Source organism: Streptomyces sp. GESEQ-35 (assembly GCF_017948485.1).
Classification (GTDB): domain Bacteria; phylum Actinomycetota; class Actinomycetes; order Streptomycetales; family Streptomycetaceae; genus Streptomyces.
On record NZ_JAFFSX010000013.1, the window covers coordinates 11680 to 34296 of the forward strand.

Sequence of the window (22617 nt, forward strand, 5' to 3'; positions counted from 1 at the left end):
GCCTATTCATTACCTGTGCACGTCAGCATGTCCATGGTCGCAGCTGTCACACGATCGCCATTCGGCCGTCATGGGGCCGAATGGCTCAAGCACCTCGTCCGTGTCGGATCGCCCTCTTCTGCACAGGAGTTGACCGATGTACCGTCCGCGCATGCCGATACGCATGCGCTTCACGACCTGGAGACCGCTCGCGCCCCGACAGGCAGCGCTCGCGGCGGCCGCCGTCGCCGCCCTGACGGCTGCCCTCCTCACCCCGGCCGCGGCCCACAGCGCCCCGCGCGAGAGCACGCCGGTGTATTCGTACGAGAACGCAGTCCGCGAGGCCGTATGGGTGGACACCGGACTCGACGGCGACAGCGACGGAAAGACGGACCGCGTCGCCGTCGACATCGTCCGCCCGCGCGAACCCGCCCAGCAGGGCCGGAAGATCCCGGTCATCATGGACGCCAGCCCTTACTACTCCTGCTGCGGACGCGGCAACGAGAGCCAGAAGAAGACATACGACGCGAGCGGCAACGTCGTCCAGATGCCGCTCTACTACGACAACTACTTCGTGCCGCGCGGATACGCCTTCGTCGGCGTCGACCTCGCCGGCACCAACCGCTCCGACGGCTGTGTCGACGTCGGCGGCCGCTCCGACATCCAGTCCGCCAAGGCGGTCGTCGACTGGCTGAACGGCCGCGGCAAGGCCTACACCTCCCGCACCGGCACCGCCCGGGCCAAGGCCACCTGGACCAACGGCAAGACCGGCATGATCGGCAAGAGCTGGGACGGCACGATCGCCAACGGAGTCGCCGCCACCGGCGTCGAGGGCCTGGAGACCATCGTCCCGATCAGCGCCATCTCCACCTGGTACGACTACTACTTCTCCAAGGGCGCCCCGCTCTACGACTCCGGCCCCGACTGGCTGTCCGACTACGTCAACAGCCCCGACGCCCGCGCCAAGTGCGCCGCCGTCCAGCAGAAGCTCGTCGACCAGGCCCCGCGCACCGGCGACTGGACGCCGCTGTGGACCGAGCGTGACTACATCAAGGACGCCTCGAAGGTGAAGGCCAGCGTCTTCCTGATCCACGGCATGCAGGACCTCAACGTCCGTATGCAGCACGTCGGTCCCTGGTGGGACGCCCTCGCGAAGAACGGCGTCGAGCGCAAGATCTGGCTCTCCCAGACCGGCCATGTCGACCCCTTCGACTTCCGCCGCGCCGACTGGGTCGACACCCTGCACCGCTGGTTCGACCATGAACTCCTCGGCTACGACAACGGCATCGACGACGAGCCCATGGCCGACATCGAACGCCACCCCGACCAGTGGGTCACCTCGGAGACCTGGCCGCCCAGCGGCACCCGGACCACCACTCTGCGCCCCGACTCGGGCGACCGGCCCGGTGTCGGCACCCTCGGCCTGAGCAAGGCGGCCGGCACCGAGACCTTCACCGACAACCCCCAGCTCAGCGAGACCGACTGGGCCGCGCAGATCGACACCTCGACACCCGACAAGGCGGGCTTCGCCACCGGGCCGCTCACCCGCGACCTGCGCCTGTCCGGCCCGTCCGAGGTGACCGTCACCGCGACCCCGACCACCTCGACGGCCCATCTCTCCGCCGTCCTCGTGGACCTCGGCCCCGACACCATCCGCGACTACGCGACGAGCGGCGAGGGCATCACCACCCTCACCGACCGCACCTGCTGGGGCGCGAGCACCACCGGCGACAGCCCCTGCTTCAAGGGGACGCAGGCGAAGACGGCGGACGTCGACCACACGATCGTCAGCCGCGGCTGGGCCGACCTCGGCAATCACGCCTCCGACGAGACGGGCGTCCCGCTCACTCCGGGCAAGCCGTACACCATCACCCTGGACCTGGGCGCGACCGACCATGTGGTCCCGGCCGGACACCGGCTGGCGCTGATCGTCGCGGGCACCGACAAGGACCTGATCGACCCGCCGTCGACCAAGCCGACGCTGACCCTCGACCTGTCCCGCACCTCGGCCCGCGTCCCGCTGGTCGGCGGCGCAGCGGCCTTCGCCCGTGCCACCTCGGGCGCCGGCGTCGCCACCCCTGAGGCCACCACCCTGAACGGCGTAGAGGCGCCGCGCACCGTCCAGCGCATCCCGGGAGGCAGCCGGTGATCCGCGCACTGACCGTCACCGCGGCGGCCCTTGCCGCATCCCTGGTCACCGTCCCGGCGCAGGCGGCGGACACCCTGCCGCGCACCGGCTTCGAGCAGTCGGACGGCGCTCGCTGGACCACCCAGCCGGAGGAGCAGGACTTCCTGGCCGCCGTGGACGAGGCGGGCGACCGGGTCTCCCTGGCCCGCATCGGCACGACGAAGCAGGGCCGCCCCCTCCAACTCGTCCGCATCGGCGCGCACAACGCGCCCAGCAAGGTGCTGCTCATCTGTAGCCAGCACGGCGACGAACCGTCCGGCCGCGAGGCCTGTCTGACCACCGTCCGCGACCTCGCCTTCACGACGGACCGTGAGACCCGGCGCTTCCTGGACCGCACCACCGTGCTCGTCGTGCCCACCGCCAACCCCGACGGCCGGGCCGCCGACACCCGCGGCAACAGCGACGGCGTCGACATCAACCGCGACCACATCGCCCTGGGGACCGCCGAGGGGCGCACCATGGCCGCCCTCATCCGGGACCAACGCCCCGACGTCGTCTACGACTTGCACGAGTACGGCGCCACACCGCCGTACTACGACAAGGACCTCTTCGACCTCTGGCCCCGCAACCTCAACACCGCCTCCGCCGTCCACGACGAGGGCGAGACCCTCTCCCAGGCGTACGTACGCCCTGCCGCACAGGGCGCCGGGTACACGACGGGCACGTACGGCATCTGGACCGACCCCGTCACCGGTGACCCGATCCAGCAGGTCGCCGGCGACGGACAGGAACGCATCCTGCGGAACATGTCCGGCATCAAGCACGCGGTCGGCCTGCTCATCGAAAGCCGGGTCGACGCTCTCACCGATGCCGAGAAGGCGGACGAGTCACTCAACAACCGGCGCCGGGTCAACTCCCAACTCGCCGCCCTGAAAGGCCTGTTCGGGTTCACGTCCGAGCGCCGGGCGCAGGTCGAGGCCGCGACGGCCACGGCGCGTCTCGCGGGGTACGCCGACGCCGGCCCCGTCTACATCGGGGGCGCCGACAACGACCCGCCCGAACCGGCCGAGGTGATCCAGGACCCGCCCTGCGGCTACCGGCTCACGGCGGATCAGTACGCGGACGTCAAGGACGAACTGGCCCTGCACGGCGTCCTCGCACGCCATGACGCGGACGGCACCCTGGTACCGCTGCGCCAGTCGCTGCGCGCCCTCGTGCCCCTGCTGCTGGACGGGCGAGCGCCGTACCACCTGACCGTCGGGGAGGCCGACACCGACTGCTGATCGGATCAGATCCGTGTCACGTGTGGTAGCTCCTTACGGATCGGGTAAGTGCGCGTAAACAACTTGGCTGAAAGGTCCCGCCCGTGACGCATGACAAGCATTCCCCGCCCGACCACGGTGGAGGCTCGCTTCCGGGCTCGGAAGCGGGTCTCGCCGGCAGGGGGCAGCCGCAGACCGACCGGATCGTCTTCGGCGTGACGGCGGCGCTCACCCTGGCCTTCGTGGTCTGGGGCGCCACCGCCACCGACTCGCTCAAAGACGCCTCCGGCACGATGCTCGACGGGCTGATGCACAACGGCGGATGGGCCTTCATGCTGGCCGCCTCCTGCTTCGTGGTCTTCGCCCTCTGGCTCGCCGTCAGCCGCTTTGGCCGGATCCACCTCGGCACCGAGGGGGAGAAGCCCGAGTTCCGCACGGTGTCCTGGGTCGCGATGATGTTCAGCGCGGGCATGGGCATCGGCCTGATGTTCTACGGCGTCAGCGAGCCGCTCTCGCACTACACCACGCCCCCGCCGGGCACGGACCCCCAGAACTCGGGGGAACGCATGGAGACGGCGATGGCGACGACGCTGTTCCACTGGACCCTGCACCCATGGGCGATCTACGCGGTCGTCGGCCTCGCCATCGCGTACAGCACGTTCCGCAAGGGCCGTCGCCAGACGGTCAGCGCGGTCTTCACCCCGCTCATCGGAGAGAAGCACGCGAACGGCGCCGGCGGCCGGGTCATCGACATCCTCGCGATCGTCGCGACCATCTTCGGCTCCGCGGCCTCGCTCGGCCTCGGCGCGCTGCAGATCGGCTCCGGCTTCCAGGAGCTGGACTGGATGGACGAGGTCAGCGACGGACTCCTCGTCGCCATCATCGCCGTCCTGACCCTCGCCTTCGTGGCCTCGGCCGTGTCCGGCATCGAGAAGGGCATCCAGTGGCTGTCCAACACCAACATGGTGCTGGCGCTGCTGCTCGCCGTGTTCGTGTTCGTCGCGGGCCCGACCATCCTGATCCTGGACCTGCTGCCCACCTCGGTCTTCGCCTTCCTCGGCGACCTTCCCCAGCTCGCGGGCCGCACCGAGGCATCCGGCGGCGCGGGCGTCGCCGACTGGCTGAGCGGCTGGACCGTCTTCTACTGGGCGTGGTGGATCTCCTGGACGCCCTTCGTCGGCATGTTCATCGCCCGTATCAGCCGCGGCCGCACCATCCGTCAGTTCATCGGCGGCGTGATCCTCGTGCCCAGCACGGTCAGCCTGGTCTGGTTCGCGGTCTTCGGCGGTACGGCGATGAAGCTCCAGGAGGGCGACCGGCTCGGCGAGGAGACCACGCCGGAGGGCCAGCTCTTCGCCGTCCTGCGCGACTACCCCATCGCCACCGTCACCAGCCTGCTCGTGATGATCCTGGTCGGCATCTTCTTCGTGTCGGGCGCCGACGCCGCGTCCATCGTGATGGGGACGCTCTCGCAGAAGGGCGCGCTGGAACCCGGCCGGTTCGTGGTCGTGTTCTGGGGCATCGTCACCGGGGCCGTCGCCGCGATCATGCTGCTCGTGGGCAGTGAGGGCGACGCTCTCACCGGCCTTCAGAACCTCACGATCCTCGCCGCGGCGCCCTTCCTGCTGGTGATGATCGGGATGTGCGTCGCCCTCATGCGCGATCTGCGCCACGACCCGATCATCGTGCGGGAGGAGATGGCCTCCGAGGTGGTCGAGCTCGCCGTCGTCGAGGGGCACAAGCAGTACGACGGGGAGTTCGAGATCCGGATCGGGCCCGGAGCGGGGACGGAGCGGGAGGGGGACCCGATCGGTCAGGACTGACGCTCCGCCCGGCGCGCGCCGTGGGAGGGCGCGGGCCGGTTGCGAACTGCGGACCGTATGCGGCCGGCGACGGGCACTCAGCCCGTCGCCAGCCGCGCCGCCTCGCTCGCGCACCCCCACGACACCGTGACTCCCGCGCCGCCGTGGCCGTAGTTGTGCACCAACAGCCGCCCGTCCGGCAGCAGTTCACGCTCCAGCCGGACCGCGTTCCGCGTCGGCCGAAGCCCCACCCGGTGGTCCAGCACCCGCGCCCCGGCGATCTCCGGCCGCAGCGCCGCACACCGCCGTACGATCGCCGCCGCCACCGCCGGATCCGGCTCGGTCGAGAAGTCGTCCTCGTCCGCCGTGCCGCCCAGCAGCAACCTGCCGGGCTGCGGAAAGAAGTACGCCATCGCCCCGGCGGCGTCGGTGGAAACGAGCCAGGTCCGGATCCCGGGGTTCTCCACGACGACCAGCTGCCCGCGCACAGGGCGTACGGACGCATCCGGTACGAGCTCCCGCGCGCCCAGCCCGGTGCAGTTGACCACCACGGGCGCGTCGACCTCCGCGAACCCGGACACCGTACGGACCTCGACCGCTCCACCCGCAGCGAGGAACCGCTCACGCAGCCACCGCAGATGGACCGCCATGTCGATGAGCGGCAGCCGCGCCCACAACCCCGTGCCCCGGTACTCCCGGTCGGTCGCCGGGCGCAGCCCCGGCAGCCGGTCGGCCGCCCAGGCATCGTCCAGATCCGCCTCACCCAGTACCCCTTCGACCATGCGTACGCCGGTCGACTCGGGCCGGGCTGCCAGCTCCTCGTACACGTCGAGCGAGCGCAGCGCCCAGCTGCGCGCCAGCGCGACCGGCTTGATCCGGTACGGCCACCACAGCGCGCCCGCAACCGCCGAGGTGGTCCGCTCCACAGGATCCCGTGTCCACACCCGTACCCGGCGGCCGCGCTCGGCGAGGACGACGGCCGTGGTCAGCCCGATGACCCCGCCGCCGACCACGATGACCTCGTCGTCCGGTTCACTGTCCACGCGGGGACGGTAGCGGAATGTGTCATGCCGTGCTCAGAGAGCGGTCTCTCTGGGGATACTCACAGCATGTCTGCCGAGTACGCGACCTTCGGCCTGGCACCGGCGATGCGTGCCGGTGGAGTCCTCGCCAACGGTGACTACCAAGTGCACCGGGATTTCGTGGACTTCATCGTCGACGACCGTCCGCTGCTGTTCCAGCTCTCCGACCTCGACGCCGTCTCCCCACTGGCCTCCGACGTCCCACCCGCGATCTTCACCGCCCAGGTCCGCAGCCTGCTGCTGGAGACCGACGCACCGCTGCCCGGAGGCCGGTACGTCATCTACGGCTGTCCCGAATGCGAGGACCTGGGGTGCGGTGCGGTCACCGCGGTCATCGAGCAGGAAGGGGAGGATTTCATCTGGCGGGACTTCGCCTGGCAGACCGAGGAGGACGCCGACCTGGAGCTCAACGGCTACCACGGCATAGGGCCGTTCCGCTTCGCCGGCGCCGAGTACCGGGCCGCCCTGGCCTCCCTGCTCGACGGAGAGGAGACGGCCCCCGCCCGCCGCCGCGTTCTGCTCATCGGTGCCCGCGTCGCCCTGCTGGCCAAGCTCGCCGCCGCACTGCGCACCATCGGCATCGGCGCCGACATCACCCGCGACGCGGCCGGCGTCCCCGCCGACGAGCTGCGCGGCTACGGCGCCGTAGCCTTCGGCCGTGCGGTCACCGAGGAGGAACGTGCCGCCGTACGCGGCACCTTCGAACGCGCCGGTGTCGACGTCGCCTACGTCGAGGGACTCGCCCCGATCGTCCCGCTCCTCGTCGCCCAGATCGAACACGCCCTGGACCGCAGCCCCGCGGACCGGCGCCGACTGACCCGGCTGGTCGCCGCCGACGGCGAGGCGGGCGTCGAGGTCACCTCGCCCTGCCGGGTCCAGCTCACGGCGTACCGCCTGGACCGCCTGTACCGCACCCACGCCCACGAGGTCTTCGACGGGATCCTGGAGCCCGGCCGGCATCGCATCGCCCTGGACGCGAAGGCGGTGAAGGGGGAGTCCTTCGTGGTGGCGCGGACGTCGGGAAGCGTGCTGGTGGAGGCGATGGCCCACTGAGAAGGGAGGCGCGACCGGTGTCGCAGGGCCGTTAGGATCGGCGGTCTGATGACTGCCACCCTCGTCGCCAAGAACCTCGCCGCCGGCCACGGCGACCGCTCGCTGTTCACCGGGCTCGACCTCGTCGTCGCGCCCGGCGATGTGATCGGACTCGTCGGGGCCAACGGCGCGGGCAAGTCCACGCTGCTGCGGATGCTCGCCGGGCTCAGCGCGCCGGAGGAGGGCGAGCTGCGCCTCTCCCCGCCCTCGGCGTCCGTCGGTCACCTCCCGCAGGAGCCGGAGCGCCGGCCGGGCGAGACCGTACGGGAGTTCCTGGCCCGCCGCACCGGCGTGGCCGAGGCCCAGCGGACGATGGACGAAGCCACCGAGGCGCTGGTCGAAGGCGCGCCGGGCGCCGACGACGCGTACGCGACGAGCCTGGAGCGCTGGCTCGACCTCGGCGGCGCCGACCTGGACGAACGGGCGGAGGAGGTCGCCGACTCACTGGGCCTGGCGGTGGATCTCGACCAGGCGATGACGTCCCTGTCCGGCGGCCAGGCCGCCCGCGCGGGCCTGGCCTCCCTGCTGTTGTCCCGCTACGACGTCTTCCTGCTCGACGAGCCGACCAACGACCTCGACCTGGACGGCCTGGAACGCCTCGAACGCTTTGTGAGCGGCCTGCGCGCCGGCACGGTCGTCGTCAGCCACGACCGCGAGTTCCTCGCCCGCACCACCACCAAGGTCCTCGAACTCGACCTCGCACAGGGGCAGATCAATCTGTACGGCGGCGGCTACGAGGCCTACCTGGAGGAGCGCGAGACGGCCCGTCGGCACGCCCGCGACGACTACGAGGAGTACGCCGACAAGAAGGCGGCCCTCCAGGACCGGGCGCAGATGCAGCGGGGCTGGATGGACAAGGGCGTGAAGAACGCGCGCCGCAAGGCGGCCAACGACAACGACAAGATCGGCCGTAAGTTCCGCAGCGAGGCCAGCGAGAAGCAGGCCGCGAAGGCCCGCCAGACCCAGCGCATGATCGAACGCCTCGACGTCGTCGACGAGCCGCGCAAGGAGTGGGAACTGCGGATGGAGATCGCCACGGCCCCGCGCTCCGGCGCCGTGGTCGCCACCCTGCGGGACGCCGAGGTCCGGCGCGGTGACTTCGTCCTCGGCCCGGTGTCCCTTCAGATCGACTGGGCGGACCGGGTGGCCGTGACGGGCGCGAACGGCGCGGGCAAGTCGACCCTGCTCGGCGCGCTGCTCGGCCGGGTGCCCGTGGACGCGGGCCAGGCGTCCCTCGGCTCGGGCGTCCTGATCGGCGAGGTCGACCAGGCCCGCAAGCTGTTCCACGGCCCGGAGTCCCTGCTGGACGCCTTCTCCGCGGCCGTCCCCGACACGGAGCCCATGGAAGTCCGCACACTGCTCGCCAAGTTCGGCCTGAAGGCGGACCACGTCCTACGCCCGGCTGCGACGCTCTCCCCGGGCGAGCGCACCCGCGCCGCCCTGGCCCTGCTCCAGGGCCGAGGCGTCAACCTGCTGGTCCTCGACGAGCCGACCAACCATCTCGACCTCCCGGCCATCGAGCAACTGGAATCCGCCCTCGACGCGTACGAGGGCACGCTCCTCCTCGTCACCCACGACCGCCGCATGCTGGACGCGGTCCACGTGACCCGCCGCCTGGAGGTGGCGAACGGCAAGGTGACCGAACGCTGAGCGCTCCGCTGGTTGCGCGGGTTGTTCACCTGCGGGCCGGTGGGGGCTGGTCGCGCAGTTCCCCGCGCCCCTTACGGGGCGCTGTACCGCATCGGAGTTTCTGAGTCCCCCCGGGGGCTGCCGCCATTCCAGGGACAGACCGGGCCCGGCCCTCCGGGTCGTACCGGAGAGGCCGGGCCCGGATGCATCAGCCCTTGCCCTTCTTCGGATCGAGCAGCCCCGCGCGCCGCAGGGCGTCAGCCATCGCGCTGTTGGCGGGCGGGGGTGCCTGGCGCGAGCCGCCGCCACCGCCGCCACCGCCGCCTCCACGGCCCTGCCGCTGCTCGCCACCGCCGCCTGCCCGGCCCTGACGCTGCTGCGGCGGGCGGCCGCCGCGCTGCTGCCGTCGCTCGCCGCCTCCGCCCTGCTGCCCCTGAGCGGGTGCCGCCTCGTCGTCCAGCCTCAGCGTCAGCGAGATCCGCTTCCGCGGAATGTCGATGTCCAGGACCTTCACCTTGACGATGTCGCCGGGCTTGACCACATCCCGCGGGTCCTTCACGAACGTCTTCGACATCGCGGACACATGCACCAGACCGTCCTGGTGCACGCCCACGTCGACGAACGCCCCGAAGGCCGCCACATTCGTCACGACACCCTCGAGGACCATTCCGGAGGACACGTCGGAGATCTTCTCGATGCCGTCCTTGAAGGTGGCGGTCTTGAAGGCGGGCCGGGGGTCGCGCCCGGGCTTCTCCAGCTCCTTGAGGATGTCGGTGACGGTCGGCAGACCGAAGGTCTCGTCGACGAACTCCTGCGGCTTCAGCGAGCGCAGCACACCCGTGTTGCCGACGAGGGAGGCCACCTGCTGACCGGACGTCTGCACCATCCGCCGTACGACGGGATAGGCCTCGGGGTGGACGCTCGACGCGTCCAGCGGGTCGTCGCCGCCCCGGATCCGCAGGAAGCCCGCGCACTGCTCGTACGCCTTCGGGCCGAGCCGTGCCACACCCTTCAGCTCGGACCTCGCCTTGAACGGGCCGTTGGCGTCACGGTGCGACACGATGTTCTCGGCGAGCCCGGAGGAGATGCCGGACACGCGCGAGAGAAGCGGCGCGGACGCCGTGTTCACGTCGACACCGACACCGTTCACACAGTCCTCGACCACCGCGTCCAGCGAGCGCGACAGCTTCACCTCGGACAGGTCGTGCTGGTACTGGCCGACACCGATCGACTTCGGGTCGATCTTCACCAGCTCGGCCAGCGGGTCCTGGAGCCGGCGCGCGATCGACACCGCACCGCGCAGCGACACGTCCATGTCCGGCAGCTCCTGCGAGGCGAACGCCGACGCCGAGTACACGGACGCGCCCGCCTCGGACACCATCACCTTGGTGAGATTCAACTCCGGGTGTTTGCCGATCAGTTCACCGGCGAGCTTGTCGGTCTCCCGGGACGCCGTGCCGTTGCCGATCGCGATCAGCTCGACCGCGTGCTCCTTCGACAGCCGCGCCAGCTTGGCGATCGCCTCGTCCCACTTGTTCGCCGGGACGTGCGGGTGGATGACATCGGTCGCCACGACCTTGCCGGTCGCGTCGACGACGGCGACCTTCACGCCTGTACGGAAGCCGGGATCCAGCCCCAGCGTCGCGCGCGTGCCGGCCGGAGCGGCGAGCAGCAGGTCGCGCAGGTTGGCGGCGAAGACGTTGACCGCCTCGTCCTCGGCGGCCGTACGCAGCCGAACGCGCAGGTCGAGGCCGAGGTGCACGAGGATGCGGGTGCGCCAGGCCCAGCGGACGGTGTCCGTCAGCCACTTGTCGGCGGGACGGCCGCGGTCGGCGATCCCGAACTTGGACGCGACGATCCCCTCGTACGACGAAGGCCCTTCCGTCGCCTCCTCCGGCTCCAGGACGAGATCGAGCACCTCCTCCTTCTCACCGCGCAGCATGGCGAGGATCCGGTGCGAGGGCAGCGCGGTGAACGGCTCGGCGAAGTCGAAGTAGTCGGCGAACTTGGCGCCCGCCTCCTCCTTGCCCTCCCGCACCTTGGCGGCCAGCCGCCCGCGCACCCACATGCGCTCGCGCACCTCGCCGATCAGGTCGGCGTCCTCCGAGAACCGCTCGGTGAGGATCGCCCGCGCACCGTCCAGCGCGGCCTGTGGATCGGCGACGCCCTTGTCGGCGTCGACGAATGCCGCGGCCGCGGCCAGCGGGTCGACCGTCGCATCGCCGAGCAGGCCCTCCGCGAGCGGCTCCAGGCCGGCCTCACGGGCGATCTGCGCCTTGGTCCGCCGCTTCGGCTTGTACGGCAGATAGATGTCCTCGAGCCGCGCTTTCGTCTCGGCGCCGCGGATCTGCGCCTCCAGCTCGTCGGTGAGCTTGCCCTGCTCGCGCACCGATTCGAGGATCGCCGTCCGCCGCTCCTCCAGCTCCCGCAGATAGCGCAGCCGTTCCTCGAGCGTGCGCAGCTGCGCGTCGTCGAGCATCTCGGTCGCTTCCTTGCGGTAGCGGGCGATGAAGGGCACCGTCGAACCGCCGTCGAGCAGCTCCACGGCAGCCTTCACTTGCCGCTCCCGTACGCCGAGCTCCTCGGCGATCCTGCCTTCGATGGACCCTACTTCGATGGACCCGGGTGTCGTCACGATCCCGTACCGCCTTCTCACTGAGGTTGCGCGGCAATTGTGGCAGGTGACACCGACAATCGGGGATCAGGGCGCCACCTCCGCCCCGTCGGGACGGGCGCAAGGACTCCGGAGCGGGCGAATTCAGGCCCTGCGTCGCCGCGAGCCGCCGGAGGCCCCGCCGAGGAGCCGGGCCAGCGCACGGAAGGGCAGCGTCACCACGGTGGCGATCGCCCCACCTATCTGTCGCAACACATCTGCAATCGCACGGAGCATGGACATCCCCTTTCTCTCCGGACCAGGTGGCCGGGACAGACCGAGTACCTCGCCCAGGTCCCGCCATGCGTCGCGTCCCGGCTCAGCCCTTTCCGAACAGGTCCTCCGGAAACGCCCCGGCGGCCACAGCGGCACGGGCGAACCCGGCCCCCAGTTCCGTCAGCCGCGCGACGCCCTCCGCGCCCAGGTGCTCGTACGGTGCCCGGTCCAGCCGGTCCGTGTCCCGTTCGATCTCCTCCCGGAGCGCGACGCCCTGCTCGGTCAGCTCGCCCGCCCCGCTCAGCAGCCCGCGCTCCCGCAGCCGGGCCTTCGCCGCGTCCCACTCCTCCTGGCTCCAACCACGGGTGCCGAACACCCACTTCGGGGCCATGCCCTTGCCGGTCGCCGTGTGGGTCACCAGCGCCTGAAGCCCGTCGAGGTTCGCCGACATCAGCGCGGTGAGATGGCCGTCGCCCCGGTGCTCACGCAGCAGTGTCGCCGCGTGCCAGTACGCCAGATGCGGTGCCTCGGGCACGGGGAGGTCGGCGTGCGCGGCGTACAGCGGCCGGGCGCTGCGCGAACAGGCCTCGGCCGCCCGCAGCGCGAGACGCGCGGCCTCCGCCATCTCCGGCGAGGCCACGACCTGCTCGCCCAGGAGACGCCGTAGCGCCGAATCGACGGCACGCGCGCGTGCCGCCAGGACGGCGTCGGGCGCGGCGATCGCCCACACCGCGGGCACATGGCGGGCCACGAGCTCGTACTTGTAGTTGTAGAACGTCGCCGTCACCGCCCCGGGCCCCACCGGCCCCAACGCGGCCGCCCGCACGGCGAAGTTGACGGCCCTGGGGTCGGTGACCCCGAGCGCGCCCAGCTCCTTGCGCACCTCGGGCGCGAAGTAGTGCGTGGCGTGCAGGGCGTTCAGCGCGGTGTGGCAGCGTCGGCCGGCGCGCGGATCGATGGCGGAAGCAGTCATGCCGCGAACATTACTGACCGGTCGGTTCGTATTCCACTGCTCCCCGGCCAGGGCAGAAAAGGTGGGGAACTCGTCCTTGCGGCCATCGTTCGGCTCGCGAAGAATCGGTCGCATGGCGCAGCGATCCGTTCTCGTCGTCCTCTTCGAAGGCGTGCAGAGCCTCGATGTCACCGGCCCGGTGGAGGTCTTCGCCGGGGCCGAGAAGCACACCCCGGGGACGTACCGCATCCGTACGGCGTCCCTGGACGGCGCTCCCGTGCGCACGTCCAGCGGCCTGACCCTCGTACCGGACGGCACCCTGGACGCCGTGGCCGACCCGCACACCCTCCTCGTCCCCGGCGGCCAGGGCACCCGCGGCCGTCACCCACGCCTCACCGACTGGCTGCGTGACCACGGCCCGCGCGCCGAACGCCTGGTCTCCGTCTGCACCGGGGCGATCCTGCTCGCCGAGGCGGGCCTGCTGGACGGCCGCCGCGCCACGACCCACTGGGCGTACAGCGACAAGCTCGCTCGCGACCACCCGGCCGTACAGGTCGACGCCGACCCCATCTACATCCGCGACGGACAGGTCTCCACGTCGGCCGGCGTCACTTCGGGCATCGACCTCGCGCTCGCCCTGGTCGAGGAGGACCTGGGACGCGAGACGGCCCTGACGATCGCCCGTCACCTGGTCGTCTTCCTGCGCCGTCCCGGAAACCAGGCCCAGTTCAGCGCCCAGCTCGCCGCCCAGACCGCACAGCGCGAACCGCTCCGCGAAGTCCAGCAGTGGATCACCGAGCATCCGGCCGCAGATCTGAGCGTCGAGTCGCTGGCCGCCCGCGCCCGCCTCTCACCCCGCCACTTCGCCCGCGCCTTCCAGGCCGAGACCGGCATGACACCCGGCCGGTACGTCGACCGCGTCCGCCTCGAACACGCCCGCCGTCTGCTGGAGGACACGGGAGACGGCATCGAGGAGATCTCCCGCGCCAGCGGCTACGGCACCTCCGAGGCCATGCGGCGCGCTTTCGTGAGGTCCCTGGGGACGGCCCCGGCCGAGTACCGCCGCCGCTTCCGCCCCGCACCCGCGCACTGAAAGGACCACCGATGCAGATCGCCCTGGTCATCTACGACCGGTTCACCGCCCTCGACGCCGTCGGCCCCTACGAGATCCTCGCCCGCACCCCGGACGCGGAGACCGTCTTCGTCGCCAAGGAGGCCGGACCCGTCCGTTCCGACAACGGAGTGCTCGCGCTCACCGCCGACAGGGCGCTGGCAGAGGTGGAGCGTCCCGACATCGTGGTCGTGGCCGGCGGTCCCGGCCAGAGCGCGCTGATGGAGGACGAGCAGTTGCTGGACTGGCTGCGCGCGGTCGACGCCACCAGCACCTGGACCACCTCCGTGTGCACCGGCTCCCTGCTGCTCGCCGCCGCCGGACTCCTCCGGGGCCGCCGGGCGACCTCCCACTGGCTGGCGCTGGACCAGCTGAAGCGCTTCGGCGCCGAACCGATGGGGGAGCGGGTCGTCCTCGACGGCAAGTACGTCACCGCGGCCGGCGTCTCCTCCGGCATCGACATGGCGCTCACCCTGCTCGGGCGCATCGCCGGCGACGACCACGCCCAGGCCGTACAACTGGCCACGGAGTACGACCCTCAGCCGCCGTACGACGCCGGGTCGCCGCGGAAGGCGCCCGCGCACATCGTCGACGCCCTCCGCGCGCGCAGCCGGTTCATCCTGACGTAGTCCAGGTGAAGCGCGGCTGCCTGCGCTCCAGGAACGCGGCGACGCCCTCCGCGGTGTCGCCGCTGCCGCGCGCCTGCTCGGCCCAGTGGGCGTCCCGGTCGGTGCGGCCGTTCGAGAACTCCTTCGCCGCGGCCTGCGTCAGTTGGGAGCGCGAGACCAGGACCCGGGTGAACTCCGCGACCCGCTTGTCGAGTTCGCCCTCGGGCAGCACCTCGTCGACCAGGCCGGAGCGCAGCGCCCGCTCCGCGTCGATCAACTCGCCGGAGAACAGCAGGTACTTGGCTGTCGCAGGACCCACCAGCGACACCAAACGCCGGGTGGAGGACGCCGGATACACGATCCCGAGCTTCGCCGGCGTCACCCCGAACAGCGCGCCCTCCTCGGCGAACCGCAGATCACAGGCGGCCGCAAGCTGCGAACCGCCGCCCACACAGTGCCCGCGGACCGCCGCCAGCGTCGGCTTCGGGAACGCGGCGAGGGCCTCCTCGGCACGCACCGCGAGCCCCTGAGCCTCGTCCGGCGACCCCCGGAGCGTGGAGATGTCGGCGCCCGCGCAGAACGTCCCGCCCTGACCGGTCAGCACCAGGGCCCGTACGTCCGGATCGGCGGCCAGCGTGTCGAGCAGCGGCGGCAGGGCCCGCCACATGTCGGCGGTCATGGCGTTGCGCTTGGCCGGATGATGGATGACGACGGTGGCCACCGAGTCGGCGACACTGTGCAGCAGCTGCGGCTCCATGCGCCGGATGCTATCCGTCCCCGCCGAACCCGCGATCAGCGAGGCCGAGGGGACGAATCGGGCGAGGATGGCGTCAAACCCGTACAACCCGAATAGTTCGCGAAGTCGGCACAAGGGGGACAGGAGCAGTCCCACAACTGACCGTGTCATACGCCAACGATCAGAACCGTTCGATACCAGCTGACTTCTGTTCAGTTCTCCGGACCGCAGTGACTCGGTGCCAACACTCAAGGTGTGGTGACAATCGAGCGCAAGGGTGGGGACCGGACGATGGAGAACCACGGGCGTGGGCCCGGCCCACGCCCAGAGGGCGGCACGGAAGGGCCCCTCGACAACAGGGCGCCCGATCCGCTGCCGTACGAGGGGGTCTGGCGGTTCACCGCACCGGCCGTCGACGCCTCGGTCCCGCAGGCCCGGCACGCCGTGCGGGACCTGCTGCTCCGTCAGGGCGTGCCGGTCTCCGACGATCTGGTCCAGGGCCTGCTGCTGATCATCTCGGAGCTGGTCACGAACGCCGTCCGGCATGCGGCGCTGCTGTCGCCGATGATCGCCGTGGAGGTCGCCGTGGGCGCCGAGTGGGTGCGGGTGTCGGTGGAGGACAACCACCCCTACCGCCCCACCGCCCTGGAGGCCGACCACGGACAGACCGGCGGGCGCGGGCTGCTGCTGGTGCGCGAGGTCACCCGGGAGGCGGGCGGGGTGTGCGACGTCGAGCACACCGCGAGCGGCGGCAAGGTGATCTGGGCCGCCCTGCCGCTCACCCCCGTGCGCGTGCTGTAAGCCCGCTCACCAGCCGGCCGACGGGCCCGTCAGCTCTTTGACCGCGGGCCGGGCCGCGTCCAGCACGGTCATGAACCAGGAGGAGAAGACATCCTTCGCGTGCCGCTCCGCCAGCTCGGCGGGGGTCACGAAGGCCGTCGTGCCGACCTCCTCCGGATCGGGCCGCAGCGGTGCCTGCACCAGACCGACGAAGAGGTGGTTGTACTCCTGCTCCACCAGGCCCGAGGCCGGGTCCGGGTGGTTGTAGCGGACCGTGCCGGCCTCGGCGAGCAGCGAGGGCGAGGCCCCCAGCTCCTCGTACGTCCGCCGGGCCGCCGCCGCGAAGGGCGCCTCGCCCGGGTAGGGGTGGCCGCAGCAGGTGTTGGACCACACACCGGGGGAGTGGTACTTGCCCAGCGCCCGCTGCTGGAGCAGCAGCCGGCCGCGGTCGTCGAAGAGGAACACGGAGAAGGCGCGGTGCAGCTGCCCCGGCGGCTGATGGGCGGCGAGCTTCTCCGCGGTGCCGATCGTCACGCCGTTCTCGTCGACCAGTTCCAGCAAAATCGCGTCCGAGGTGCCGTTCGACGAGCTGTGCGTCGCGGTGGCAGGTGTGATCGGCATACCCATCCTTCGCATCGGTTTTCGCGCCCCAAGTCTGCCGTACGAATCCGGCACTCCCGGCACTTCGCGGCACGCCCGCATGTCCGCGCCGGGCGCGGGCCGTGGCCGGCGGCGGTCGGTGCCGGGAGAGGGGCCCGGTTGGTGATCGTGCCCGGTGTCCGGAGCGGAGAACCGCCCGGGGCGGGGCTGTGAGAGGGAGGACGCAACCGCGCGCCGGAGCGATGCGCTCCGCGCGCGCCGGTTACAGATGTGCTGCACACGCGCCGGTGTCAGTGGCAGAGCCGTGCCTCGTGTTCCGCGTGCCCGCCGGGCTCCAGCTGGAAGGTGCAGTGCTCGACGTCGAAGTGGTGGCCGAGGCAGCCCTGGAGCTCGTGCAGCATCTTCTCGTGACCGATAGCGCTCAGCACTTCGGAGCGCACTACGACGTGCGCGGACAGGACCGGCATGCCGGAGGTGATCGTCCAGGCGTGCAGGTCGTGGACGTCCTCGACGCCTTCGAGGGCCAGTATGTGCTCCCGTACCTCCGCCATGTCGACGTCCTTGGGGGCCGACTCCAGCAGGACGTCGAGGGTCTCGCGCAGCAGCTTCAAGGTCCGGGGCACGATCATCAGGCCGATGACCAGCGAGGCGATCGGGTCGGCCGCCTGCCAGCCCGTGGTCAGGATCACCGCCGCGGAGATCAGCACCGCGACCGAGCCCAGCGCGTCCGCCGCCACCTCCAGGAACGCGCCGCGCACGTTCAGGCTCTCCTTCTGGCCGCGCATCAGCAGCGTCAGCGACACCAGGTTCGCCACCAGGCCGATCAGACCGAACACGATCATCAGGCCGCCCTCGGTGTCGGCCGGCGTGAAGAACCGCTGGATCGCCTCGAACAGCACGTAACCGCCGACCCCGAGCAGCAGCAGGCAGTTGGCGAGGGCGGCGAGGATCTCGGCACGGGCGTACCCGAACGTGCGCTTGCCGGTCGCGGGGCGGCCGGCGAAGTGGATCGCGAGGAGAGCCATACCGAGGCCCAGCGCGTCCGTCGCCATATGCGCGGCGTCGGCGACCAGGGCGAGCGAATCGGCGACGATGCCGCCGACGATCTCGACCACCATGACGCCGAGCGTGATCGACAGCGCGACGCGCAGTCTGCCGCGGTACGCGGCTGTCGCCGTACCGCCGGCGGGTGCGCCGTGCGCATGCCCGTGATCGTGCCCAGCCCCCATGGCAGCAGCCCTCCTGATTTCTGTCCGGGATCACAGTGAACTACGGGTGGGGGGTATGGGGCAACGCGGCACTGAACACCGTTGTCATGTGCCCTGACCTGCGCAAACGAAGTGCAGGTCAGGCGGTTGGGTGATCGGCGGTGGCCCGGATTGACGCATGTTCGGCCTGCGGGGGCCCTGTCGCGAATGTCCGTTCCGGGACCGCGATTTTGTGTGCCGGGCAGGCGATCCCTGATGATGATCACGGCAAAGGCAAGGGCAGATCGTGTCGACCGGGCCATGAACGGCCGGTGAACACGGACTTCCCATCATCCGATAGCCTCTGCCGACATGCCGCCCGCCTGGTGCAGCCAAGGGGCGCCCCCACCATGCACATGACCGGCGCGGACGCGTCGGCACCCTCAGGGAGTGAGTTCGGTTGTCGACCGCCATCCTCACCGGTCAGCCGGTGCCCGGATCGTCGCTCGAGGGCGATCTGCGGTCGCTCGGCTTCGAGGTGCGGGTCGCGTCCGACGCCGCCGACGCGGAGACCTTCCTCGCCGCGGTTCCGGGTGACCAGCGGGTCGCCGTGGTCGACACCCGCTTCGTCGGCCACCTGCACGCTCTGCGCCTCGGCCTCACCGACCCCCGCTTCCCGCTCGCCGCGATCCCGGGCGCCGTGACCGCCCAGGCCGGCGGCCGTCAGGCCCTGACCCGGGCGCTGGCCCGCGAGAACTCCGCCGGCGGCGCGCTGCTGGTGGACAGCCTCGCCGACCGCATCACCACCGCCCTCGACGCCGACGTGCACCGCCCGGAACTCGGCAGCCTCGTCGCCGTCGTCCCCGCCGACCCGCAGGCCCGCAACGAGGCACGGCAGGCCGTCGCCGCCGTCGACGACGAGGCCGTACGCCTGAAGTCGGCGGTGAAGGCCCGCGACGGCTTCTTCACCACCTTCTGCATCAGCCCGTACTCGCGCTACCTGGCCCGCTGGTGCGCCCGCCGCGGCTTCACCCCGAACCAGGTCACCACCGCCTCCCTGCTCACCGCGCTCATCGCGGCGGGCTGTGCGGCCACCGGCACCCGGGGCGGATTCATAGCCGCCGGACTGCTGCTCCTCTTCTCCTTCGTCCTGGACTGCACCGACGGACAGCTCGCCCGCTACTCCCTCCAGTACTCGACGCTCGGCGCCTGGCTCGACGCCACCTTCGACCGCGCCAAGGAGTACGCCTACTACGCCGGCCTCGCCCTCGGTGCGGCCCGCGGCGGCGATGACGTGTGGGCCCTCGCCCTCGGCGCGATGATCCTCCAGACCTGCCGGCACGTCGTCGACTTCTCCTTCAACGAGGCGAACCACGACGCCACCGCCAACACCAGTCCCACGGCTGCCCTCTCCGGCAAGCTCGACAGCGTCGGCTGGACGGTCTGGGTGCGCCGGATGATCGTCCTGCCGATCGGTGAGCGCTGGGCGATGATCGCGGTCCTGACGGCGTTCACGACACCGCGGATCACCTTCTACGCGCTGCTCATCGGGTGCGCCTTCGCGGCGACGTACACCACGGCGGGGCGCGTGCTGCGTTCCCTGACGCGCAAGGCCCGGCGGACCGACCGGGCGGCGCAGGCGCTCGCGGATCTGGCGGACTCCGGTCCGCTCACCGAACTGGTCCTTCGGGCCGCGCGTGGCAGGTTTGACCGTGGCGCGTATTACGCCGCTTTTGCCGGTGGCCTGCTGGTGGTGATCTCCGCCGCACTTTGGGCCGCGGAATGGCAGACCGTGCTGTGCGCGATCGGCTACGTCCTCCTGTCGGCCGTCGCCGTCTCCCGCCCCCTCAAAGGCGCCCTGGACTGGCTGGTTCCCCCCTTCTTCCGTGCCGCCGAATACGGGACCGTCCTGATCCTGGCGGCTGAATCAGAGGTGAACGGAGCGCTTCCCGCGGCTTTCGGCCTGGTGGCCGCCGTCGCCTACCATCACTACGACACGGTCTATCGCATCCGCGGCAACGCGGGCGCTCCGCCGAAGTGGCTGGTGCGGGCGATCGGGGGGCACGAGGGCCGGACGCTGGTGGTCGTCGTGCTGGCCGCGCTGCTCACCGGCGCGCAGTTCGAGGTCGCGCTCACGGTCCTCGCCGGGGCCGTCGCCCTGGTGGTGCTCGTCGAGAGCATCCGCTTCTGGGTGTCCGCCGGGGCACCCGCCGTACACGACGAAGGAGAACCCGCATGATCGGCCTCGTGCTGGCGGCAGGCGCCGGACGGCGCCTGCGGCCCTACACCGACACCCTGCCGAAGGCACTGGTGCCGGTGGGGCCCGCGGGTATCGAGGGCGAACCGACCGTGCTGGACCTCACCCTCGCCAACTTCGCCGAGATCGGCCTGACCGAGGTCGCGATCATCGTCGGCTACCGCAAGGAAGCCGTCTACGAGCGCAAGGCGGCCCTCGAGGCGAAGTACGGCCTCACGCTCACCCTCATCGACAACGACAAGGCCGAGGAGTGGAACAACGCCTACTCCCTGTGGTGCGGCCGTGACGCCCTCAAGGACGGCGTGATCCTCGCCAACGGCGACACCGTCCACCCGGTCTCCGTCGAGAGGACGCTGCTCGCCGCCCGCGGCGACGGCAGGAAGATCATCCTCGCCCTCGACACCGTGAAGTCCCTCGCGGACGAGGAGATGAAGGTCGTCGTCGGCCCCGAGAAGGGCATGACGAAGATCACCAAGCTGATGGATCCTTCCGCGGCCACCGGCGAGTACATCGGCGTCACGCTCATCGAGGGCGACGCCGCCCCCGAGCTGGCCGACGCGCTGAAGACCGTCTGGGAGACCGACCCGCAGCAGTTCTACGAGCACGGCTACCAGGAGCTCGTGAACCGCGGCTTCCGCATCGACGTGGCGCCGATCGGCGAGGTCGACTGGGTCGAGATCGACAACCACGACGATCTCGCCCGGGGACGGGAGATCGCGTGCCGGTACTGACCAGGCTCATCCCCTCACCGGTCGTCGTGGACATCCGCCCGGGTGCCCTGGACGACCTGGGCTGTGTGCTGGCCGACGAGCGCATCTCGCACTCCGGGAAGCTCGCCGTCGCGGTCAGCGGCGGCTCCGGCGCCAGGCTGCGTGAACGCGTCGCCCCCTCGCTGCCCGGCGCCACCTGGTACGAGGTGGGCGGCGGCACCATCGACGACGCGATCAGGCTGGCTGCCGACATGAGGGCCGGCCACTACGACGCGGTCGTCGGACTCGGCGGCGGCAAGATCATCGACTGTGCCAAGTTCGCGGCGGCGCGCGTCGGCCTCCCGCTGGTCGCCGTCGCCACCAACCTCGCGCATGACGGCCTGTGCTCCCCGGTCGCCACCCTCGACAACGACGCGGGCCGCGGTTCCTACGGTGTGCCGAACCCGATCGCGGTCGTCATCGACCTCAATGTGATCCGTGAGGCCCCCGCGCGCTTCGTGCGCTCCGGCATCGGCGACGCCATCTCCAACATCTCCGCGGTCGCCGACTGGGAGCTCGCCAACCGGGTCAACGGCGAGAAGGTCGACGGACTCGCCGCGGCGATGGCCCGCCAGGCCGGCGAGGCGGTGCTGCGGCACCCGGGCGGCATCGGGGACAACGGCTTCCTCCAGGTGCTCGCCGAGGCCTTGGTGCTCAGCGGTATCGCCATGTCGGTCTCCGGTGACTCGAGGCCGTGCTCCGGGGCCTGCCACGAGATCCACCACGCCTTCGACGGGCTCTACCCCAAGCGCGCGCCCGCCCACGGCGAGGGGTGCGGCCTGGGCGCGGCCTTCGCGATGTATCTCCGGGGCGCGCACGAGGAGTCGGCGTACATGGCCGAGGTGCTGCGCCGGCACGGGCTGCCGGTGCTGCCGGAGGAGATCGGCTTCACGACCGAGGAGTTCGTCAAGGTCGTGGAGTTCGCCCCGCAGACCCGGCCCGGCCGCTACACGATCCTCGAACACCTCGACCTCACCACCGACCAGATCAAGGACACCTACACCGACTATGTCAAGGCCATCGGTAGCTGAACTCCGCCCCGTCGTTCACCCCGCGGGAGTGAAGGACCGGCGCAGCGGTGAGCACTGGATGGGACGCCTCTACATGCGTGAGGTGTCCCTGCGGGTCGACCGCTACCTGGTGAACACCAGGGTCACGCCCAACCAGCTCACGTACCTGATGACCCTCTTCGGCGTCCTCGCGGCCCCGGCCCTGCTGGTGCCGGGGATCACGGGCGCCGTCCTCGGCGTGGTGTGCGTCCAGCTGTATCTGCTGCTGGACTGCGTCGACGGCGAAGTCGCGCGCTGGAAGCAGCAGTTCTCGCTCGGCGGGGTCTATCTGGACCGGGTCGGCGCCTACCTCACCGATGCCGCGGTGCTCGTCGGCTTCGGCCTGCGCGCCGCCGACCTGTGGGGCTCCGGGCGCATCGACTGGCTGTGGGCGTTCCTCGGCACCCTGGCCGCCCTGGGTGCGATCCTGATCAAGGCCGAGACCGACCTCGTCGGCGTCGCCCGCCACCAGGGCGGACTCCCGCCGGTCAAGGAGTCGGCGTCCGAGCCGCGCTCCTCCGGCATGGCGCTGGCCCGCAAGGCCGCCGCGGCGCTGAACTTCCACCGACTGGTGCTCGGTATCGAGGCGTCCATCCTGATCCTGGTCCTGGCCGTCCTGGACACGATGCGCGGCGACCTGTTCTTCTCCCGGCTCGGCGTCGCGGTGCTGGCCGGTATCGCGCTCCTGCAGACCCTGCTGCACCTGGTGTCCATCCTCGCCTCGAGCAGGCTCCGGTGACGCCCG

General features: G+C 71.1%; 19 protein-coding genes. 12 read left to right on the forward strand and 7 right to left on the reverse strand.

Annotation, left to right across the window (positions count from 1 at the left end; all coding sequences use genetic code 11):
- Positions 1-151 precede the first annotated feature (151 nt).
- The 3 genes from KCH87_RS24685 (at position 152) to KCH87_RS24695 (ending at position 5192) form a co-directional block, all read left to right on the forward strand.
- Positions 152-2128 (forward strand): Xaa-Pro dipeptidyl-peptidase, encoded by a 1977-nt coding sequence (locus KCH87_RS24685; protein ID WP_210588421.1) that lies wholly within the window; start codon positions 152-154, stop codon positions 2126-2128.
- Positions 2125-3390, forward strand: coding sequence for a M14 family metallocarboxypeptidase (locus tag KCH87_RS24690; protein WP_210588422.1), 1266 nt, complete (start codon positions 2125-2127; stop codon positions 3388-3390). The genes KCH87_RS24685 and KCH87_RS24690 overlap by 4 nt, the downstream gene beginning before the upstream one ends.
- An 83-nt stretch (positions 3391-3473) precedes the next feature.
- Positions 3474-5192 (forward strand): BCCT family transporter, encoded by a 1719-nt coding sequence (locus tag KCH87_RS24695; RefSeq protein WP_210588423.1) that lies wholly within the window; start codon positions 3474-3476, stop codon positions 5190-5192.
- Positions 5193-5269: 77 nt separating this feature from the next.
- On the opposite strand, the gene KCH87_RS24700 is transcribed toward KCH87_RS24695, so the two are convergent.
- Positions 5270-6214, reverse strand: a complete 945-nt coding sequence (locus KCH87_RS24700) for an FAD-dependent oxidoreductase (protein WP_210588424.1) — start codon at positions 6212-6214, stop codon at positions 5270-5272.
- Between the two features lie 66 nt (positions 6215-6280).
- On the opposite strand from KCH87_RS24700, the gene KCH87_RS24705 reads away from it, so the two are divergent.
- Together KCH87_RS24705 and KCH87_RS24710 are read left to right on the forward strand one after the other, a co-directional pair.
- A complete protein-coding gene (locus KCH87_RS24705) occupies positions 6281-7306 on the forward strand; it encodes an oxidoreductase (RefSeq protein ID WP_210588425.1) in 1026 nt (341 codons plus the stop codon).
- 48 nt (positions 7307-7354) lie between these two features.
- Positions 7355-8995, forward strand: coding sequence for an ABC-F family ATP-binding cassette domain-containing protein (locus KCH87_RS24710; protein ID WP_210588426.1), 1641 nt, complete (start codon positions 7355-7357; stop codon positions 8993-8995).
- A gap of 187 nt (positions 8996-9182) precedes the next feature.
- Here the strand turns inward: KCH87_RS24710 and KCH87_RS24715 are convergent, their stop codons facing one another.
- From KCH87_RS24715 to KCH87_RS24720, 3 genes are all read right to left on the reverse strand, one after another.
- On the reverse strand, positions 9183-11609 hold the full coding sequence (locus KCH87_RS24715; protein WP_210588427.1) for a Tex family protein: 2427 nt from the start codon (positions 11607-11609) through the stop codon (positions 9183-9185).
- A gap of 123 nt (positions 11610-11732) precedes the next feature.
- Positions 11733-11864 (reverse strand): LPFR motif small protein, encoded by a 132-nt coding sequence (locus KCH87_RS50120; RefSeq protein WP_282612984.1) that lies wholly within the window; start codon positions 11862-11864, stop codon positions 11733-11735.
- A gap of 82 nt (positions 11865-11946) precedes the next feature.
- Entirely contained in the window at positions 11947-12816 is an 870-nt protein-coding gene (locus KCH87_RS24720) for a hypothetical protein (RefSeq protein WP_210588428.1), read from the reverse strand.
- 112 nt (positions 12817-12928) lie between these two features.
- On the opposite strand from KCH87_RS24720, the gene KCH87_RS24725 reads away from it, so the two are divergent.
- Positions 12929-13888 carry a GlxA family transcriptional regulator gene (locus KCH87_RS24725; protein WP_210588429.1) on the forward strand — a complete coding sequence of 320 codons (960 nt, stop codon included), beginning with the start codon at positions 12929-12931 and terminating at the stop codon, positions 13886-13888.
- A gap of 11 nt (positions 13889-13899) precedes the next feature.
- Positions 13900-14535: a DJ-1/PfpI family protein gene (locus KCH87_RS24730; protein ID WP_210588430.1), complete on the forward strand. Its 636-nt coding sequence runs from the start codon at positions 13900-13902 to the stop codon at positions 14533-14535.
- On the opposite strand, the gene KCH87_RS24735 is transcribed toward KCH87_RS24730, so the two are convergent.
- The gene (locus tag KCH87_RS24735; RefSeq protein WP_210588431.1) at positions 14522-15271 is read right to left on the reverse strand and encodes an enoyl-CoA hydratase/isomerase family protein; all 750 of its coding nucleotides are present in this window, start codon (positions 15269-15271) and stop codon (positions 14522-14524) included. The two genes, KCH87_RS24730 and KCH87_RS24735, sit on opposite strands and share 14 nt — an antisense overlap.
- Before the next feature lie 270 nt (positions 15272-15541).
- Here KCH87_RS24735 and KCH87_RS24740 point away from each other — a divergent pair, with 270 nt between their 5' ends.
- Positions 15542-16051 (forward strand): ATP-binding protein, encoded by a 510-nt coding sequence (locus KCH87_RS24740; RefSeq protein WP_210588628.1) that lies wholly within the window; start codon positions 15542-15544, stop codon positions 16049-16051.
- A 6-nt stretch (positions 16052-16057) separates the two neighbouring features.
- Here the strand turns inward: KCH87_RS24740 and idi are convergent, their stop codons facing one another.
- The gene (gene idi / locus KCH87_RS24745; RefSeq protein WP_210588432.1) at positions 16058-16651 is read right to left on the reverse strand and encodes an isopentenyl-diphosphate Delta-isomerase; all 594 of its coding nucleotides are present in this window, start codon (positions 16649-16651) and stop codon (positions 16058-16060) included.
- A 269-nt stretch (positions 16652-16920) separates the two neighbouring features.
- On the reverse strand, positions 16921-17859 hold the full coding sequence (locus KCH87_RS24750) for a cation diffusion facilitator family transporter (RefSeq protein WP_210588433.1): 939 nt from the start codon (positions 17857-17859) through the stop codon (positions 16921-16923).
- 418 nt (positions 17860-18277) lie between these two features.
- Here KCH87_RS24750 and KCH87_RS24755 point away from each other — a divergent pair, with 418 nt between their 5' ends.
- The 4 genes from KCH87_RS24755 to KCH87_RS24770 are packed head-to-tail and all read left to right on the forward strand — an operon-like array spanning position 18278 to position 22611.
- Entirely contained in the window at positions 18278-20056 is a 1779-nt protein-coding gene (locus KCH87_RS24755) for a DUF5941 domain-containing protein (RefSeq protein WP_210588434.1), read from the forward strand.
- Positions 20053-20805, forward strand: coding sequence for a sugar phosphate nucleotidyltransferase (locus KCH87_RS24760; protein ID WP_210588435.1), 753 nt, complete (start codon positions 20053-20055; stop codon positions 20803-20805). The genes KCH87_RS24755 and KCH87_RS24760 overlap by 4 nt, the downstream gene beginning before the upstream one ends.
- Entirely contained in the window at positions 20793-21854 is a 1062-nt protein-coding gene (locus KCH87_RS24765) for an iron-containing alcohol dehydrogenase family protein (RefSeq protein WP_210588436.1), read from the forward strand. Before KCH87_RS24760 ends, KCH87_RS24765 begins: the two co-directional genes overlap by 13 nt.
- Positions 21832-22611 (forward strand): CDP-alcohol phosphatidyltransferase family protein, encoded by a 780-nt coding sequence (locus tag KCH87_RS24770; protein WP_210588437.1) that lies wholly within the window; start codon positions 21832-21834, stop codon positions 22609-22611. The genes KCH87_RS24765 and KCH87_RS24770 overlap by 23 nt, the downstream gene beginning before the upstream one ends.
- Positions 22612-22617 lie beyond the last annotated feature (6 nt).

What these genes read in the sequence shown, in the direction of transcription:
- KCH87_RS24685 (WP_210588421.1), top strand. Translation starts at nt 152, where the DNA reads ATGCCGATACGCATGCGCTTCACGACCTGGAGACCGCTCGCGCCCCGA.
- KCH87_RS24705 (WP_210588425.1), top strand. Translation starts at nt 6,281, where the DNA reads ATGTCTGCCGAGTACGCGACCTTCGGCCTGGCACCGGCGATGCGTGCC.
- KCH87_RS24710 (WP_210588426.1), top strand. Translation starts at nt 7,355, where the DNA reads ATGACTGCCACCCTCGTCGCCAAGAACCTCGCCGCCGGCCACGGCGAC.
- KCH87_RS50120 (WP_282612984.1), bottom strand. Translation starts at nt 11,864, where the DNA reads ATGCTCCGTGCGATTGCAGATGTGTTGCGACAGATAGGTGGGGCGATC.
- KCH87_RS24720 (WP_210588428.1), bottom strand. Translation starts at nt 12,816, where the DNA reads ATGACTGCTTCCGCCATCGATCCGCGCGCCGGCCGACGCTGCCACACC.
- KCH87_RS24725 (WP_210588429.1), top strand. Translation starts at nt 12,929, where the DNA reads ATGGCGCAGCGATCCGTTCTCGTCGTCCTCTTCGAAGGCGTGCAGAGC.
- KCH87_RS24730 (WP_210588430.1), top strand. Translation starts at nt 13,900, where the DNA reads ATGCAGATCGCCCTGGTCATCTACGACCGGTTCACCGCCCTCGACGCC.
- KCH87_RS24735 (WP_210588431.1), bottom strand. Translation starts at nt 15,271, where the DNA reads ATGGAGCCGCAGCTGCTGCACAGTGTCGCCGACTCGGTGGCCACCGTC.
- KCH87_RS24740 (WP_210588628.1), top strand. Translation starts at nt 15,542, where the DNA reads ATGGAGAACCACGGGCGTGGGCCCGGCCCACGCCCAGAGGGCGGCACG.
- idi (WP_210588432.1), bottom strand. Translation starts at nt 16,651, where the DNA reads ATGCCGATCACACCTGCCACCGCGACGCACAGCTCGTCGAACGGCACC.
- KCH87_RS24750 (WP_210588433.1), bottom strand. Translation starts at nt 17,859, where the DNA reads ATGGGGGCTGGGCACGATCACGGGCATGCGCACGGCGCACCCGCCGGC.
- KCH87_RS24760 (WP_210588435.1), top strand. Translation starts at nt 20,053, where the DNA reads ATGATCGGCCTCGTGCTGGCGGCAGGCGCCGGACGGCGCCTGCGGCCC.
- KCH87_RS24770 (WP_210588437.1), top strand. Translation starts at nt 21,832, where the DNA reads ATGTCAAGGCCATCGGTAGCTGAACTCCGCCCCGTCGTTCACCCCGCG.